Origin of the sequence: Streptomyces sp. NPDC050856 (assembly GCF_040653855.1) — a bacterium.
Lineage (GTDB): Bacteria > Actinomycetota > Actinomycetes > Streptomycetales > Streptomycetaceae > Streptomyces.
Genome location: NZ_JBFAGV010000002.1, coordinates 1 through 16,595 on the forward strand (window position 1 = coordinate 1; position 16,595 = coordinate 16,595).

The window sequence follows — 16,595 nt, forward strand, 5'->3', positions numbered from 1 at the left end:
GGTTGATAGGCCGGATATGGAAGCCCAGTAATGGGTGGAGTTGACCGGTACTAATAGGCCGAGGGCTTGTCCTCAGTTGCTCGCGTCCACTGTGTTAGTTCTGAAGTAACGAACTCCCATGTGCTGGTTGAGTTCTCTATTTCATAGTGTTTCGGTGGTCATAGCGTTAGGGAAACGCCCGGTTACATTCCGAACCCGGAAGCTAAGCCTTTCAGCGCCGATGGTACTGCAGGGGGGACCCTGTGGGAGAGTAGGACGCCGCCGAACAATTTTTGAGCCTCGGTCCCCGGACATTACTGTCCGGGGACCGAGGCATTTCTGCGTTCCGGGCCCGAAACCCCGTCTCCATGGTGGAGGGGGGCTTTTCTGCTTTCACCGGCTGGCTGCCGGATCAGAGTCGGCCTGCGGCCTTCAGAGCCAGATAGGCATCGGCCAGAGCAGGTGCGAGGGTGTCCGGGGTGGCGTCCACGACCGTCACGCCGAGGCGCTGGAGCTGTTCCGACGTACGGCGGCGCTGAGCCTGAGCCTGGGTGCCGGCGGCGGCCTCGTACACCGCGTCGACAGTGCCCCGGGCCCGGGACATCTCGTCGGTGTGCGGGTCCGACACAGCGGCGACCACAACGGTGTGACGCTGGGTGAGCTGAGGAAGTACCGGGATCAAGCCCTCTTCGACCGGCGCCGCCTCCAGGTTCGTGAGCAGAACGATCAGCGAACGGCGTGGGGCACTGGTCAGGGCCGTCGCGCTGAGTCCCCGCGCGTCCGTCTCGACGAGCTCGGGCTCGAGCGGAGCGAGGGCGTCGACCAGGGCGGGGAGCAGATCCCCGGCGGAGCGGCCCTGGACCCGCGCCCGCACTCGACGGTCGTAGGCCAGCAGGTCCACCCGGTCGCCGGCGCGTGCGGCGAGCGCGGCCAGCAGAAGGGCCGCGTCCATGGCGGCGTCGAGGCGTGGCACGTCGCCCACACGGCCGGCCGATGTACGGCCGGTGTCGAGCACGACCAGGATGTGCCGGTCGCGCTCCGGACGCCAGGTGCGGACAGCCACCGTTGTCTGCCGGGCCGTGGCCCGCCAGTCGATCGAGCGGGTGTCATCACCGGGCACGTACTCGCGGAGACTGTCGAATTCGGTCCCTTCCCCGCGGGTGAGCACGCTCGTGCGTCCGTCCAGCTCACGAAGCCGGGCCAGCCGCGACGGCAGGTGCTTGCGGCTGGTGAAGGGCGGCAGCACCCGGACCGTCCAGGGGACCCGGTGACTGCCCTGGCGGGCCGCCAGCCCGAGAGGACCGTAGGAGCGCACGGTGACGCGCTCGGCGTGCCGGTCGCCGCGTCGGGTGGGCCGGAGCACCGTGGTGAGGCGACGCCGTTCCCCGGCCGGGACGGTTACGGCGTGACGGGAGGCGGCCAGGTCCCCGCCGGGGAGCCAACTGCTGGGCGGCCAGGCGTCGCGGACCTGGGCGCGCAGGGTCCGACGCGAGGGATTGCCGATGGTGAGTTGCACGTCGGCGCTGTCACCCAGTCGAACGCTTGTGTCACCGGTTCGGGTGAATCGCAGCGTTCGTACTGGCGCAGCGAGCGCGTAGTCGCACAGAATTGCGAGTGAGAGAGGGGCGTTGACGGCGAGCATCCCCGTCCAGCTGGGGGCGAGGATGCCGACGGGGAGAGAGCCCAGGGCGGCGAGTAGCGCGGTGCGTCCGGTGAGGGCCACGGGTCATCGCCTCAGCGGGGGACGGGGACGTGGGCGAGGATCGACGTGATGACGGAATCGGGGGTGACCCCCTCCATTTCCGCCTCGGGTCGCAGCTGGACACGGTGGCGAAGAGTGGGGAGTGCCAGGGCTTTCACATCATCCGGGATGACGTAGTCCCGGCCGGTGAGCCAGGCCCAGGCGCGGGCGGTGGAGAGAAGAGCGGTGGCTCCTCGCGGGGAGACACCGAGCGTGAGTGAGGGGGATTCACGAGTGGCACGGCAGATATCGACGACGTAGCCGGCGATTTCGGCGGAGACCGATGTCTTGGCGACTGCGGCGCGAGCGGCCTCCAGGTCCGCGGGGCCGGCGACTGGGCGTACGCCGGCAGCCTGCAGGTCTCGGGGGTTGAAGCCTTCCGCGTGGCGGGTAAGGACGCTGATCTCATCCTGGCGTGAGGGCAGAGGAACCGTCAGCTTCAACAGGAACCGGTCCAGTTGTGCCTCGGGGAGGGGGTAGGTGCCCTCGTACTCGACCGGATTCTGGGTGGCGGCGACCATGAACGGGTCGGGCAGGGGGCGGGGTGTGCCGTCGACCGTGACCTGCCGCTCCTCCATGGCCTCCAGCAGCGAGGACTGCGTCTTGGGCGGGGTGCGGTTGATTTCGTCGGCGAGCAGGAGGTTGGTGAAGACCGGGCCGGGCTGGAAGGAGAACTCGGCGGTGCGCGCGTCGTAGACGAGCGATCCGGTGACATCGCTCGGCATCAGGTCGGGGGTGAACTGCACGCGCTTGGTGTCCAGTTCGAGCGACGTGGCAAGCGCCCGGACGAGCAGCGTCTTGGCGACACCGGGGACTCCTTCGAGGAGGACGTGGCCTCGGCAGAGAAGTGCGACGACGAGTCCGGTGACAGCGGGGTCCTGCCCGACCACGGCCTTCCCGATCTCGGTGCGCAGAGCCTCCAGCGAGGCGCGGGCGCGGTCCGAGTTCTCAGCGGTCTCGGGGGTCGGGGCGGTCATGAGCTACGTACCTCTCGTTCGAGGGCGTCGAGTTGGTCGGCCAGGAGGATGAGTGCGGTGTCGTCGGCGGGGGCCGGGCCGAAGAGCAGGCCCCGGAGGTCCTGGTCGCCCGGGGCGATCCGGTCGGACACGGCGGGCAGCAGGGAGTCGGGGGAGTGGGCTTGTGTCGAGGGGACGCCCAGGAGTGAGGCGAGCCGGGTGCGGGTCGCGGTGCGCAGGACGGTGGCCGCGCGGTCGCGGGCGTTGGTTCTGCGGTAGAGGCGGGCTCGGCCCTCGGTGGATTCGGACGCCCGGATGGCCACCGGCAGCCGTTCCGCCACCAGGGGGCCGAGACGGCGAGCACGCCAGACGGCGGCCAGGACGGCGGCCAGGGCGAGCTGGAGTGTCCCCCACAGCCAGCCGGAGGGGATGAGACCGAGGAAGTCCTCTTCGGTGCTTTCGTTCCCGCTGTCACTGCCGTCACCGCCGCCTTCGGAGGCGGAGGGATCACTGAGCGAGGGGAGGTACCAGACCACATGGGGCTTGGAGCCGAGGAGCTGGAGGGCGAGCGAGGCGTTGCCCACCTTGTCGAGGCGGTTGTTGTAGAGGATGTCGGGGGAACCCAGCAGGACGGTGTCGCCGCCGGCCGGCCCCGGCACCCTGAGCATGGTGGGCAGGCCGTCGCTGAAGTAGCAGGCGTCCGTACCGGTCAACTGGGTCGAGTAGCGCTCGCCGCCGATGTCGACGCTGCCCGCCCGGCGGGCGGCGGGCAGGGAACAGCCGGGCTCGCGTGCGGAAACCGACCCGGGGGACTCCGCGGTCACCGCCGGGGCGAGCGAGTCGAGGGAGACGGGACCCGCGGCGAGCAGTACGGTGCGGCCGCCGGCGCTGTCCATGGCGTCCCGGAGCACCCCGCGCTGGTGGTCGGTCAGCAGGTCGGGTGCGGCGACGAGCAGTGTGGTGTCCGGGCCGCCGGCGCCGGTGGCCTCGCCGAGGGTGGTGACCACCCGAGTGGCGACACCGCGGTCCTTGAGGAGTTCGGCGACGGCACGGCTGCCGTGGGGGTCGGCGGAACGCGGGTCGAGCCTGCCGTGCTGTTCCCCGGAGCGCAGGAGGGCCATGACGATTCCGGCGACGACGAGGACGACGAGTGCGAGAAGTACGCCCCGGGCCCGGGCCCAGAGCTGGCCGGGGGTGAGGGAGGTGGAGGTGGCGGTGACGGTCATCCGGCCGCCTCCAAGGCCGTGCCGTCCAGCCGGGGCCTGGTCCGCTCCAGAGAGGTGTCCAGGTCCCGGAGGCGCTGGTACCCCTCGCGGTCGGCGGTGCGGCCGCCGTACGTGACGTCGTCGAAGGAGCGGGCGGCGGCGCGCAGCTCGTCCGCGTGGAAGGGCAGGGCACGGCCTGCTTCGGCGGCCGCCTCGTCTGCGGTGCGACCGGGACGGGCATCGAGGAGGGTCCGTTCCTCCAGGGACCTCACGATCGCCCGCATCCGCTCCTGGACGGCCTGGTTCCAGCGGCCGGCGGCGGCGTGCCGCTCGGCCGCGGCGCGGTGGTCCGTCGCGCTGCGCGGACCGTCGCCGAAGAGGGAGTCCGAGGCGCCCGGTGTGCGCCTCGGGGTGCCCAGCCGCCACCACAGCGCTCCCAGCAGGGCCATCACGAGCAGCACGACGACCACGATGCCCAGTGGGCCCCCGGGCCCCGGTGCGGCGTCGAAGACACCGCTGACCCACTCCCAGAAGCGGTCCAGCCCACGCTGGAGCAGGTTGGGGTCGTTCTCGTGGTACCTGGGGTCGGACAGCTCCCGCTCCGCCGCCTCACGGGCGGGAACGCGCGGAACGTCCACCGGTACGTCGTCGTCCGCGCCGCTCAGCGGCCCTGCCGTCGCGGCGCCCCCCGTGATCGCCACCGCATCAGCTCCTGGGGGCGGTGTCGTCCGGGGAGGGGGAGCCGTAACCGGGCACACCTGCCGCGCGGGCCAGTTCCAGGTCCAGGGCCTCGCGGCGGATGCGCTGGTCCACGTACAGCAGTACGGAGACGCCGGAGGAGATCGGGTAGGTGATCGCGGCGGCGATCACGGCGCCGACCCCGGTGATGATCAGGAACGGCCAGCCGAACTCAGGGTTCGTACCGGCGAACAGCTCACCCACGCCCTCGCCGTCCACCAGGTACGCGATGACGGCGAAGGGAATCGCGATGATCACCGTCACCAGGAACATCAACAGCATGGTGAGCGCCAGGATGCCGAAGACGCGCCACCAGGCACCCTGGACGAGCTTCGCCGACCGCCGCAGGGACGCCCTGACGCCCTGCCGTTCCAGCATCAGGGCCGGGGAGGAAAGACTGAACCGGATCATCAGCCAGAGGATGACCACGCCGGAGGCGAGGCCGCCCAGGGTGATCAGCACGACTCCCGCCGTGGAGCCGCCGATCAGCAGGCCGGGCAGCAGGCCCACGGCCATGATGCCGATGCTCAGCAGGGTCAGCAGCAGGGTCAGGGCGAGCAGCTGCGGCAGCCGTGGGCGTGCCTCGCGCCAGGCGTCGGAGAGGGTCACCGGGCGGCCCAGGACCGACCGGCTGATCACCACGGTGAGCAACGCGGTGGTGATGAGCGTGCCGATGAGAGTGACGACCGAGGTCAGCGCCAGGGTGATCAGACTGACCTGCGCGGACTCGACGGCCTGCGAGAGGGCTTGCGCGGGGGTCGGGTCGGGATCGATCTTCGGCGGGGCCGGGGCGACATAGCGCTGAAGGAGGATCTCACCGATCTGGGTGAGCACCGACACGGTGATCGTCAGGCCCAGCACCGCGCGCCAGTGGGCGCGCAGGGTCGACACCGCACCGTCCAGGATCTCGCCCACACCCAGTGGGCGCAGCGGGATGACGCCGGGCTTGGCGGCCGGTGGCCTTCCCCAGCCGCCCTGCTGGTGACCGCCGCCCCAGCCCGGTGCGGGCGCCGGGGGCGGGACCGGACCGGACGGGCCGGACGCGGTCGGCGGGGACCACTGACCGGCCGGAGGCTGGTCCTTGGACCACTTGACGGCCGAACCGTGCTCATCGGCGGGTTCGGCGGGCCGCGGGACGTCGGCGCCCTGGCCCTCGGACGGGGCAGATCCGGGCGAGGCCCAGCCCGGAGTGTCGTTCACGGTCGTCCACCTCGTGGATTGGTCGCGGGGCCGGCTCGAGGAGCCCGCCCGGTCACGGTGCCGGGCCGCCCGGTGGGACGGCAGGCTGGCTGCCATCGTGCCACGCGCCGCCCGCCGCCGGGCCTGAGCCCGTATCTCCTTGGCACCTTCATTGTCGGAGGCTCAGCGGGCAGACTGGGCGGATGGCTGATCAGTACGCACAAACTGCCGCTCCGACCGAGCCGCCCGAGCTGCCCGCACTGCGCTGGGAGGAGCCACCGGAAGGGCCGGTGGTGGTGCTCCTGGACCAGACACGGCTGCCCGCCGAGGAGGTCGAGCTGGTCTGCACGGACGTACCGGCGCTGGTCGGGGCGATCCAGAGCCTGGCCGTCCGGGGAGCGCCGCTGCTGGGCATCGCCGGTGCCTACGGCGTCGCGCTGGCCGCCGCGCGGGGGTACGACGTGGACGAGGCCGCCGCCCTGCTGGCCGGTGCGCGGCCCACCGCGGTGAACCTCGGGTACGGCGTCCGGCGCGCGGCCGGTGTGTACCGGGCTGCGCTCGGCGGGGGCGCCGACTCCCGGGAAGCGGCCGAGGCCGCGCTGGCCGAGGCCCGGGAGCTGCACCGGGAGGACGCCGAGGCCAGTGCGCGGATGGCGGGCCACGGCCTGGCGCTGCTGGACGAGCTGCTGCCCGGAGGCAGCCACCGCATCCTGACGCACTGCAACACCGGCGCGCTGGTCTCGGGTGGTGAGGGCACCGCGTTCGCCGTGGCGCTGGAGGCACACAGGGCGGGCCGGCTGCGCAGGCTGTGGGTGGACGAGACCCGGCCGCTGCTGCAGGGTGCCCGCCTCACGGCGTACGAGGCGGCCCGCAACGGTCTGGCGTACACCCTGCTCACCGACAACGCCGCCGGGTCGCTGTTCGCGGCGGGGGAGGTGGACGCGGTACTCATCGGGGCCGACCGGATCGCCGCCGACGGGTCGGTGGCCAACAAGGTGGGCAGCTATCCGCTCGCGGTGCTGGCCAAGTACCACCATGTGCCGTTCGTCGTGGTGGCGCCCACCACGACGATCGATCCCGACACTCCCGACGGCGCCTCCATCGAGGTGGAGCAGCGGCCCGGCCACGAGGTGACGGAGCTCACTGCCCCGCCCCAGATCGCGGTCGCCGGAGTGGCGGCCGGCGGCGGGCTGCCGGTGGCGCCGCTCGGAACGCAGGCGTACAACCCGGCCTTTGACGTCACGCCGCCGGAACTGGTGACCGCGATCGTCACCGAGCTGGGCACGGTGTCGCCGGTGACCGGCGCAGGAATCGCGGAGCTGTGTGCCAGGTCACGCCAGGTAACGATTAGCTAATGGGATGATGTCGAATATGAAGGGACGCGTCCTTGTCGTCGACGACGACACCGCACTGGCCGAGATGCTCGGGATTGTGCTGCGTGGAGAAGGTTTCGAGCCGTCGTTCGTAGCGGATGGTGACAAGGCACTCGCCGTGTTCCGGGAGGTCAAGCCGGATCTGGTGCTGCTGGACCTCATGCTGCCCGGACGGGACGGCATCGAGGTGTGCCGGCTCATCCGGGCCGAGTCCGGGGTGCCGATCGTGATGCTCACCGCCAAGAGCGACACCGTGGATGTGGTGGTCGGTCTCGAGTCGGGGGCGGACGACTACATCGTCAAGCCGTTCAAGCCCAAGGAGCTGGTCGCCCGCATCCGTGCCAGGCTGCGCAGGTCGGAGGAGCCCGCGCCGGAGCAGCTGACCATCGGTGACCTGGTCATCGACGTGGCGGGCCATTCCGTGAAGCGGGACGGCCAGTCGATCGCGCTGACGCCCCTGGAGTTCGACCTGCTGGTCGCGCTGGCCCGCAAGCCGTGGCAGGTGTTCACCCGGGAGGTGCTGCTGGAGCAGGTCTGGGGCTACCGGCACGCCGCCGACACCCGGCTGGTCAACGTGCATGTGCAGCGGCTGCGCTCCAAGGTGGAGAAGGACCCGGAGCGGCCGGAGATCGTGGTGACCGTCCGCGGTGTCGGTTACAAGGCAGGACCGAGCTGACATGCCCCGCGGCAGTGCTGCTCCGAAGCCCGGGGTTCCGGGAGTCCGTGCGGGGCGGGCTGCCGGGCCGGGGCCCGGGCCCTCACGCGTCGGCCGGCTGTTCCAGGACGGGGCGCCGGGCGGCCCGGTGCTCCGTCTCGTCGTGCGCTGGCTGCGCCGCCCCCTGCTGCCGGCCGTGCGGCTGTGGCGGCGCAACATCCAGCTGCGGGTGGTCGCCGGCACGCTGCTGATGTCGCTCGGTGTGGTGCTGCTGCTCGGGTTCGTCGTCATCGGGCAGGTGCGCAACGGTCTGCTGGACGCCAAGGAGAAGGCGGCGCAGAGCCAGGCGTCGGGCGGCTTCTCCGCGGCGCAGGACCAGGCGAGCGCGCCGCCCGTGCCGGGTGGTCCGGACGGCGGCACGGACGGCACGCCCGCGCGGTCGTCGCTGAACTGGCGGTCCGATCTGGTGGTGCAGCTCGCCAGCGGTGGGCAGAGCGCCTTCAACGTGGTGGCGCTGAGTTCCGACGCCGAGGGCTCGGCGCCCAGCCGCGGTGCCCGGGCGTCGGGCGGCGTGGAGCCGGTGACCAGCATCCCGGCCGGGCTGCGGGAATCGGTCGGCCAGGGGACGGGGACGTTCCAGACGTACGCCCGGATCCAGTACACCGACGGCAAGCACTCCGAGGCCGCGCTGGTGATCGGCAAGCGGCTCAACGACATCGAGGGCAATCCCTACGAGCTCTACTACCTCTTCCCGCTCACCCAGGAGGAGGAGTCGCTCTCCCTGGTCAAGACGACGCTCGCGACGGCCGGGCTGTTCGTGGTCGTCCTGGTCGGCGCGATCGCCTGGCTGCTGGTGCGGCAGGTCGTCACACCGGTACGGATGGCGGCGGGCATCGCCGAGCGGCTGTCCGCCGGCCGGCTCCAGGAGCGGATGAAGGTCACCGGTGAGGACGACATCGCCCGGCTCGGTGAGGCCTTCAACAAGATGGCGCACAACCTCCAGGTCAAGATCCAGCAACTGGAGGAGCTGTCGAGGATGCAGCGCCGGTTCGTCTCGGACGTGTCGCACGAGCTGCGCACGCCGTTGACGACCGTGCGGATGGCGGCCGACGTCATCCACGAGGCGCGTGCGGACTTCGACCCGGTGACGGCACGCTCCGCGGAACTGCTGGGCGACCAGCTCGACCGGTTCGAGTCGCTGCTCGCGGACCTGCTGGAGATCAGCCGCTTCGACGCGGGCGCGGCGGCCCTGGAGGCGGAGCCGATAGACCTGCGGCAGGTCGTACGCCGGGTGATCGGCGGGGCCGAGCCGCTGGCCGAGCGCAAGGGCGGGCGCATCGTCGTCGTGGGCGACGAGCAGCCGGTGGTCGCCGAGGCCGACGCGCGCCGTGTCGAGCGCGTGCTGCGCAATCTGGTCGTCAACGCCGTCGAGCACGGCGAGGGCCGGGACGTGGTGGTGCGGATGGCCGCCGCGGGCGGCGCCGTGGCCGTCGCCGTGCGCGACTACGGAGTGGGTCTCAAGCCGGGGGAGGCGACGCGCGTGTTCAACCGCTTCTGGCGGGCCGACCCGGCGCGGGCCAGGACGACCGGCGGTACGGGCCTCGGCCTGTCGATCGCCGTCGAGGACGCCCGGCTGCACGGGGGATGGCTGCAGGCGTGGGGCGAGCCGGGAGGCGGCTCGCAGTTCCGGCTGACACTGCCGCGTACGGCGGACGAGCCGCTGCGCGGTTCACCGATACCCCTGGAGCCTGAGGACTCGCGGCGCAACCGTGAGCGGGCCGCCGCCGAGAACGGGCAGGACGGCGGACGTCTGGCGACCGTGCCGGGGCAGGCCGCCATGGGCCGCTCGCCGATGCCGGTGTCGCCGCACGCGCCGATACCGCCCCGGCAGGGCCAGGGCGCGAGCGCCGACCCGACGGCCCTGCCCGGCAACGGCTCCCGGGTCGTGGCCCGCGGCGCGGGGGAGGCGACGGGCGACAAGGCCCCGTCGGTGCGGAACGCGGAGCGGGAGGGCACGACTCGTGGGCGCTGACCGTCGTCGGTACAGCGGTGGACGTACGGCGCGGGGGGCGGCGCTGCTCGGCTGCGGCGCGCTGCTCGCGGGGTGCGCGTCGATGCCGGACAGCGGGGACGTGGCCGCCGTGAAGGCGTCCACTCCGGGCGACTCCCAGGTCCGGGTGTACCCGGTGCCGCCCCGGGAGAACGCGGAACCGGACGAGATCGTCAACGGTTTCCTGGAGGCGATGACCGGTGACGACCCCGGGTTCGCCACGGCCCGTACCTACCTGACCAAGCAGGCGGCGCAGAGCTGGAAGCCCGAGGAGCGCACCACGGTGCTCGCCGCGGCGCCCGATCCCAAGCCGGGCCACACCACCAGCAAGGAGGCGCCCGGCCTCGTCTACCCCTTGTACGGCCAGCAGATCGCGATCGTGGACAGCCGGCACGCCTACACGCCGACGGCCCCGACCGACTTCACCGGGACGATCCACCTGACGCAGGTGAGCAGTCCGGACGGCAAGAACAAGGAATGGCGGATCGACGGCCCGCCGCAGGGGCTGGTGCTCGGCGAGTCGGATTTCCAGCGCAATTACCGGTCGGTCAACAAGTACTACTTCGCCTCCGGCCGCAACCGGGTCGTGGCCGACCCGGTGTACATCCGGCAGCGGCAGGATCCGGTCACGCGGATGGATCCGGTGGCGCAGACGGTCAAGGCATTGCTCGAGGGTCCGACCGACTGGCTGGAACCGGTGGTGGATTCCCGCTTTCCCACCGGTACGGCGCTCAAGAAGGACGTCACGTCCCTGACGCCCGACGACCAGAACACGCTGAAGGTGCCGCTGAACGACAAGGCGGACGATGTCGGGCGTGAGCGCTGTCTGAAGATGGCCGCGCAATTGCTGTTCACCGTCGGGGACCTGGCGTCCACGAGGGTGGAGGAAGTGGTGCTGCTGCGGTCGGACGGCTCGCTGCTGTGCGCGCTGGGGGAGAGGCAGAAGGAGGACTTCATGCCGGATCCCACCGCCGGTCTTCCGGAGAACCTGTACTTCATCGACGGACGCGGACAGTTGGCGAAGCTGGAGGTGGCGGCGAAGGACATCGGCCGCACGGAGCACGTGCCGGGGCCCTTCGGCAACGGCGCGGTCCGGGTGGACGAGGTCGCCGTGGCCAGGGACGAGCGGTACGCGGCCGCTGTGACGTCGGGTGGCCGGGAACTGCGGATGGCCTCCATCTCCTCGGAGGGACAGCTGCCGGAGCCGATCGTGCGCAGTGGTGGCAGGCCCGGTGAGCGGTTGTCCGCGCCCAGCTGGGACGGGCGCGGCGACCTGTGGGTGGCCGACCGCGACGCGGCGAAGCCCCGGCTGCTGATGATCCCCGGGGGTTCGGGGGAGCCGCTGACGGTCACGACGCCGTGGCTCCGTGATGGTGTCCGCGTCAAGGCGCTGCGGGTCTCCGAGGACGGGGCGCGGGTGGCGCTGCTGCTGGAGAAGGGTGACAGGACGACCCTGCACATCGGGCGGGTGGAGCGGTCCGGCACGGTCGCCCAGCCGTTGGTGGCGGTGGCGGACCTGCAGTCCGTCGCGCCCCGGATGGAGTCGGTGACCTCGGTCTCCTGGGCCGGGCCGAGCCGCCTGGTGGTGCTGGGCAAGCTGGCCGGCGGGGTGCAGCAGGTGCGGTACATCCAGACGGACGGTTCCACGTCGGTCACCGGCGTCCCGGGCCTGAACCAGGTGAAGGCGGTCGGCGCGGCGAACGACGACCGGGTGCCGCTGGTGGCGGCCTCCACCGACGACGGGATCGTACGGCTGCAGGCCGGTGTCAACTGGCAGCCCGTCGCCAAGGGCACCTCGCCGGTCTACCCCGGCTGACGCGCGCGGCCCCCGGATCGGCCCGGTGCGGCCCCGCCAGGGCCGCCCGGCGGCCTGGTATGTCCCGACCCGCCCCGCTCCCCGCCCGGGCCGGGGTTTTCCACAGGGGTGGCAGGGCGCCCGGACCCTTGGGACAGTGGTGGCCATGCGGGGATGGTGGCGGGAGTTCGCCGGGCTCGTGCTGCCGGACGCCTGCGGTGGCTGCGGTCTGCCCCGTACGCCCCTGTGCGCTGCTTGCCGGGAGGCCCTGCACCGGGCGGGGCCTCGCCGGGTGAGGCCGGTGCCCGAGCCCGCGGGTCTACCGGTGGTGCATGCGGCGGCGCCGTACACCGACGCGGTACGGGCGCTGCTGCTCGGGCACAAGGAGCGGGGCGCGCTGGGGCTGGCCGGACCGCTCGGCGTCGCGCTCGCCGGCGCCGTCAGGGCTGCTGCGTCGCGCTCCGCGGGCGCCGGAACCGGCCCCCTGCTGCTGGTGGCGGTGCCCTCGGCGCGGCGCGCGGTACGGGCACGGGGGCACGACGCCACCCGGCGGATCGCGTCCGCGGCGGCGCGGGAGCTGCGGCGTACCGGGACGGCGGCGCGGGTCCTTCCGGTGCTGCGGCAGCGGCGGGAGGTGGCCGACCAGTCGGGGCTGGACCCCTGGCAGCGGGCGGCGAACCTGGCGGGCGCGCTGGAGGTGGTGCGCGGGGCGGGACGGCTGCTGTCGGACGGCCGGGTCGTCCTGGTGGACGACCTGATGACGACGGGTGCCTCCCTGACCGAGGCGGCCCGGGCACTGAGTGCCGTCCACGCCCGGCCATTTCCGGCACTCACGCCGGTGGACGCGGCCGTCGTGGCAGCGGTACCGAGTGCCTTCGGAATAAAGCGGAACTGACAGGAAAGACGCATCGTTGCAGGGAGTAAGAGAGCGAAAACACCTGATCGGAGGTACCTGCGTTCAGCGGGTGCCGACATACGTCCGAGCGAGCTATGTTCGGTTGTGAGGAATGGCGAAAGCCGCGCTTCACCGAATGCGCTGCCGTGCTCCGGGCGGAATCCGGGACGTCAGATACATGGAAGTTGGTGGGGTGAGGACCTTGTCGACTGGGGAGGAGGAGGGCTAAGTCGCCAAGTCCGAGACTCCGGGGCTCACCGGGGTCTGGTGCAAAAAGGGAGATGCCCGCCAGCCAGTGAGCTGGTCGGAGCGATCCGGGAACGGAGTTCTGCGTGGACATCGTCGTCAAGGGCCGCAAGACCGAGGTGCCCGAGCGGTTCCGCAAGCACGTGGCCGAGAAGCTGAAGCTGGAGAAGATCCAGAAGCTCGACGGCAAGGTGATCAGCCTCGACGTCGAGGTGTCCAAGGAGCACAACCCGCGGCAGGCCGACCGGTCCGACCGCGTGGAGATCACCCTCCACTCCCGAGGCCCGGTGATCCGGGCGGAGGCCGCTGCCGGCGACCCGTACGCAGCGCTCGACCTCGCCACGGGCAAGCTCGAGGCGCGGCTGCGCAAGCAGCACGACAAGCGCCACACCCGCCGTGGCGCCGGCCGGCTGTCGGCCGCCGAGGTCTCCACAGCGGTGCCCGGTGTGGCCGAGATCAACGAGTCCGGTGTTCTCGGCGCCGAGGAGACGACGGACGTTCCCACCACGAAGATGGGACCGCTCGAAGTGCGGGGCGAGGGACCGCTGGTGGTCCGCGAGAAGACCCACACCGCCGCCCCCATGACGCTCGACCAGGCCCTCTACGAGATGGAACTGGTCGGACACGATTTTTATCTGTTCGTCGACTCCGAGACCAAGCAGCCCAGCGTCGTCTACCGGCGTCACGCCTATGACTACGGCGTCATCCACCTGGAGACCGACCCGCTGGCCGGCCCGGAAGGCCTGGAAGGGGGCGGCCCGGGTGGTGCGCTCGGCGGCTGACAGCGCCTGAACCTGTCCGGAAATGATGCCCCTGGAGCGCCCTGTGCGCCCCCAGGGGCATCATCGTGCGACCGGAGGATCACCGCTCGGGCGGCCGGGCATGGAATCATGACGAGGCGCCAACCAGTGCTCCATGGAGCGTGATTGGCATGGACCATGATCTCAGGCCGCGGCCTTCAGGGGGAGGAACGATGGCGGACAGCTTCGGCCCGGTGCACCACCCGGGCGGCTCCCACGCCCCGTCGGGCGGGGCGGCTGCGGGCAGTTGCCCCGGCACCGGCACGGACGGCGGTACGTCGCGCGGTGAACCCATCAGGGTTCTGGTGGTCGACGACCACGCGCTCTTCCGCAGGGGCCTGGAGATCGTCCTCGCCCAGGAGGAGGACATCCAGGTCGTCGGTGAGGCGGGGGACGGGGCGGAGGCCGTCGACAAGGCCGCCGACCTGCTGCCCGACATCGTGCTGATGGACGTGCGGATGCCCAAGCGCGGCGGGATCGAGGCGTGCACCTCCATCAAGGAGGTGGCGCCCAGCGCCAAGATCATCATACTGACGATCAGCGACGAGGAGGCCGACCTCTACGACGCCATCAAGGCGGGTGCGACGGGCTACCTCCTCAAGGAGATCTCCACCGACGAGGTGGCCACCGCGATCCGGGCGGTCGCCGACGGCCAGTCCCAGATCAGCCCCTCGATGGCGTCCAAGCTCCTCACCGAGTTCAAGTCGATGATCCAGCGCACCGACGAGCGCCGGCTCGTACCGGCGCCGCGGCTGACCGACCGGGAACTGGAGGTGCTCAAGCTGGTCGCCACCGGGATGAACAACCGGGACATCGCCAAGGAGCTGTTCATCTCGGAGAACACGGTGAAGAACCACGTCCGGAACATCCTGGAGAAGCTTCAGCTCCACTCCAGGATGGAGGCCGTGGTGTACGCGATGCGGGAGAAGATCCTCGAAATCAGGTGAGCGCCGGGGCGGGGCGGCGGCCACACGGCGCGTCCCGGGCCGACAAGGCCCGTCCGCACCGAGTCCGCCCTCGTCCCAGCGGGCCTGGCGCGCTCGCGTCCGTCCCCGCGGTCCGTCCCGGCCCACGAACCCGTCCCCGCGATCCGTCCGCCCCACCGCCCCCCGCCCCGGCCCGCCAACCCGTCCCCGCAGCGCGTCCCGCGGAGGTCAGGCGACCGCGGCCGTCAGCGCGGCGGCGAACTCCGGCCGGTCGACGCGCTCGATCCGTACCGCGTCGCAGCCCACCCACTCCGCCGCCTCCCGCAGCGCCTGGCCCATCGCCGGTATGGCCCGGGGGCCCGCCAGCGACACCTGCTTCGCCACCAGGGTCGAGCCCTCGCGCGCCGGGTCGACCCGGCCGACCAGCTGCCCGCCCGCCAGCAGCGGCATCGCGAAGTAGCCGTGGACGCGCTTCTGCTTGGGGACGTACGCCTCCAGGCGGTGGGTGAAGCCGAAGAGCCGCTCGGTGCGTGCCCGCTCCCAGACCAGCGAGTCGAAGGGCGACAGCAGCGTCGTGCGGTGCCGGCCGCGCGGCTCGCTCTCCAGCGCCCGGGGGTCCGCCCAGGCGGGCTTGTCCCACCCCTGCACCCGTACCGGGACCAGCCCCGAGTCGGCGACCACCGCGTCGAACTGCTCGCCCCTGAGCCGGTGGTAGTCGGCGATGTCCGCGCGGGTGCCGACCCCCAGGGCCTGGCCGGCCAGCCGCACCAGACGGCGCAGGCACTCGGTGTCGTCCAGCTCGTCGTGCAGCAGGTGGCCGGGGACGGCGCGCTCGGCCAGGTCGTACACCCGCTTCCAGCCGCGCCGCTCGGTGCAGACCACCTCTCCGTACATCAGCGCGCGCTCGACGGCGACCTTCGACGCGGACCAGTCCCACCACTCGCCGCCGTTCTTGGCTCCGCCGAGCTCCGTGGCGGTCAGCGGCCCCTGCGCGCGAAGCTGCTCGATCACCGCGTCGTACGCGCCGTCCGGCAGGTCGTGGGACCACTGCGGCCGGGAGCGGTAGGCCCGGCGGCGGAAGGCGAAGTGCGGCCACTCCTCGATCGGCAGGACGCAGGCGGCGTGCGACCAGTACTCGAAGGCGTGCCGGTCGGTCCAGTACGCCTCCTCGACCGTTCTGCGGCCCACCGCGCCCAGGCGCGCGTACGGGACCAGCTCGTGCGAGCGCGCCAGCACCGAGATGGTGTCCAGCTGCACCGCGCCGAGATGGCGCAGTACGCCGCGCACCCCCGCGCGGCGGTCGGGAGCGCCCAGAAAACCCTGGGCGCGCAGTGCGATACGACGGGCCTCGTCGGCGGAGAGTTCGGCGGTGGGCCGCGGCAGGGTCGTCATGTCCGGCACGATAGACGGGGGCACTGACAGTCAGTCCGGGGGCGACGGGACGTACGGCAGGGGGCTCGGCCGGCCGAGATCGGAGGGGAGCAGGGAGCCGACCCAGCAGTCCCGCACCGTTCCCCGGAAGGCGTCGGCCGCCCGCAGGGTGCCCTCGATGGTGAAGCCGGCCTTCTCGGCGACGGCGCGCGAGCCCGTGTTGCCGACGCCGGCGCGCCACTCCAGCCGGGTGCAGCCCAGGCTGGTGAACGCCCAGTGGGCCGCCGCCCGCGCGCTCTCCACCGCGTACCCCCGGCCCCGGTGCTCCGCGACCGTGTAGAAGCCGATCTCCCAGCCGCCGGCGCGCGGGTTGTGCAGGTTGATCGCCCCGAGCAGCGGCCCGCCCGCCCGGGGGCGCACGGAGAAGGCGTACGCGGTGTCCGTGCGCCAGCCCTCGGGGACCGTCCGGCCGACGAACTCCTCGGCGTCCTGCCGCTCGTACGGGACGGGCACCGGGATCCACCGCTGGATGTCGGGATCCTGACAAGCCCGGTGGACCTCGTCGGCGTCGGCGGGCGTGTAGGCGCGCAGCAGCAGGCGATCGGTGGTGAGGGTGATGGGCTCCATGGCGGCATTGTCGTGCGGAGGGGTGCACCGGGCGAACACTTTTCGAGATCAGCGGCACC

14 protein-coding genes and 2 rRNA genes are annotated in these 16,595 nt (G+C 72.0%); 9 read left to right on the forward strand and 7 right to left on the reverse strand.

Features of this window, described 5'->3' with window-relative positions:
- Nucleotides 1–74, forward strand: a 23S ribosomal RNA gene (locus AB0H53_RS01935); the annotation flags it as partial.
- Nucleotides 75–150: 76 nt separating this feature from the next.
- Nucleotides 151–267, forward strand: a 5S ribosomal RNA gene (gene rrf / locus AB0H53_RS01940).
- A gap of 124 nt (nucleotides 268–391) precedes the next feature.
- Here rrf and AB0H53_RS01945 read toward each other — a convergent pair.
- Genes AB0H53_RS01945 through AB0H53_RS01965 form a run of 5 tightly spaced genes read right to left on the reverse strand, consistent with a single transcriptional unit; the run spans nucleotide 392 to nucleotide 5,819 of the window.
- On the reverse strand, nucleotides 392–1,702 hold the full coding sequence (locus AB0H53_RS01945; protein WP_362105670.1) for a DUF58 domain-containing protein: 1,311 nt from the start codon (nucleotides 1,700–1,702) through the stop codon (nucleotides 392–394).
- Between the two features lie 11 nt (nucleotides 1,703–1,713).
- Nucleotides 1,714–2,697, reverse strand: coding sequence for a MoxR family ATPase (locus tag AB0H53_RS01950; protein WP_362105673.1), 984 nt, complete (start codon nucleotides 2,695–2,697; stop codon nucleotides 1,714–1,716).
- Entirely contained in the window at nucleotides 2,694–3,902 is a 1,209-nt protein-coding gene (locus AB0H53_RS01955; protein ID WP_362105676.1) for a DUF4350 domain-containing protein, read from the reverse strand. Before AB0H53_RS01955 ends, AB0H53_RS01950 begins: the two co-directional genes overlap by 4 nt.
- Nucleotides 3,899–4,582, reverse strand: coding sequence for a DUF4129 domain-containing protein (locus tag AB0H53_RS01960; RefSeq protein ID WP_362105678.1), 684 nt, complete (start codon nucleotides 4,580–4,582; stop codon nucleotides 3,899–3,901). Before AB0H53_RS01960 ends, AB0H53_RS01955 begins: the two co-directional genes overlap by 4 nt.
- Nucleotides 4,583–4,586: 4 nt before the next feature.
- Nucleotides 4,587–5,819, reverse strand: coding sequence for a glycerophosphoryl diester phosphodiesterase membrane domain-containing protein (locus AB0H53_RS01965; RefSeq protein ID WP_362105681.1), 1,233 nt, complete (start codon nucleotides 5,817–5,819; stop codon nucleotides 4,587–4,589).
- A 182-nt stretch (nucleotides 5,820–6,001) separates the two neighbouring features.
- Here AB0H53_RS01965 and mtnA point away from each other — a divergent pair, with 182 nt between their 5' ends.
- From mtnA to AB0H53_RS02000, 7 genes are all read left to right on the forward strand, one after another.
- The gene (mtnA, locus tag AB0H53_RS01970) at nucleotides 6,002–7,153 is read left to right on the forward strand and encodes an S-methyl-5-thioribose-1-phosphate isomerase (RefSeq protein WP_362105684.1); all 1,152 of its coding nucleotides are present in this window, start codon (nucleotides 6,002–6,004) and stop codon (nucleotides 7,151–7,153) included.
- 4 nt (nucleotides 7,154–7,157) lie between these two features.
- Nucleotides 7,158–7,847, forward strand: a complete 690-nt coding sequence (mtrA, locus tag AB0H53_RS01975) for a two-component system response regulator MtrA (protein ID WP_362105687.1) — start codon at nucleotides 7,158–7,160, stop codon at nucleotides 7,845–7,847.
- Between the two features lies 1 nt (nucleotide 7,848).
- Complete coding sequence (mtrB, locus tag AB0H53_RS01980; RefSeq protein ID WP_362105690.1) at nucleotides 7,849–9,858, forward strand: MtrAB system histidine kinase MtrB; 2,010 nt, start codon at nucleotides 7,849–7,851, stop codon at nucleotides 9,856–9,858.
- The gene (locus tag AB0H53_RS01985; protein ID WP_362105693.1) at nucleotides 9,848–11,692 is read left to right on the forward strand and encodes an LpqB family beta-propeller domain-containing protein; all 1,845 of its coding nucleotides are present in this window, start codon (nucleotides 9,848–9,850) and stop codon (nucleotides 11,690–11,692) included. Before mtrB ends, AB0H53_RS01985 begins: the two co-directional genes overlap by 11 nt.
- Nucleotides 11,693–11,837: 145 nt before the next feature.
- The gene (locus AB0H53_RS01990) at nucleotides 11,838–12,566 is read left to right on the forward strand and encodes a ComF family protein (RefSeq protein ID WP_362105696.1); all 729 of its coding nucleotides are present in this window, start codon (nucleotides 11,838–11,840) and stop codon (nucleotides 12,564–12,566) included.
- A gap of 332 nt (nucleotides 12,567–12,898) precedes the next feature.
- Nucleotides 12,899–13,594, forward strand: coding sequence for a ribosome-associated translation inhibitor RaiA (raiA, locus tag AB0H53_RS01995; protein WP_362105699.1), 696 nt, complete (start codon nucleotides 12,899–12,901; stop codon nucleotides 13,592–13,594).
- 191 nt (nucleotides 13,595–13,785) lie between these two features.
- Nucleotides 13,786–14,559 carry a response regulator transcription factor gene (locus AB0H53_RS02000; RefSeq protein ID WP_362105702.1) on the forward strand — a complete coding sequence of 258 codons (774 nt, stop codon included), beginning with the start codon at nucleotides 13,786–13,788 and terminating at the stop codon, nucleotides 14,557–14,559.
- Between the two features lie 207 nt (nucleotides 14,560–14,766).
- Here the strand turns inward: AB0H53_RS02000 and AB0H53_RS02005 are convergent, their stop codons facing one another.
- Both AB0H53_RS02005 and AB0H53_RS02010 read right to left on the reverse strand, forming a co-directional pair.
- Nucleotides 14,767–15,930, reverse strand: coding sequence for a crosslink repair DNA glycosylase YcaQ family protein (locus AB0H53_RS02005; protein ID WP_362105704.1), 1,164 nt, complete (start codon nucleotides 15,928–15,930; stop codon nucleotides 14,767–14,769).
- Nucleotides 15,931–15,960: 30 nt separating this feature from the next.
- Nucleotides 15,961–16,536, reverse strand: coding sequence for a GNAT family N-acetyltransferase (locus AB0H53_RS02010; protein WP_362105707.1), 576 nt, complete (start codon nucleotides 16,534–16,536; stop codon nucleotides 15,961–15,963).
- Between the last annotated feature and the right edge of the window lie 59 nt (nucleotides 16,537–16,595).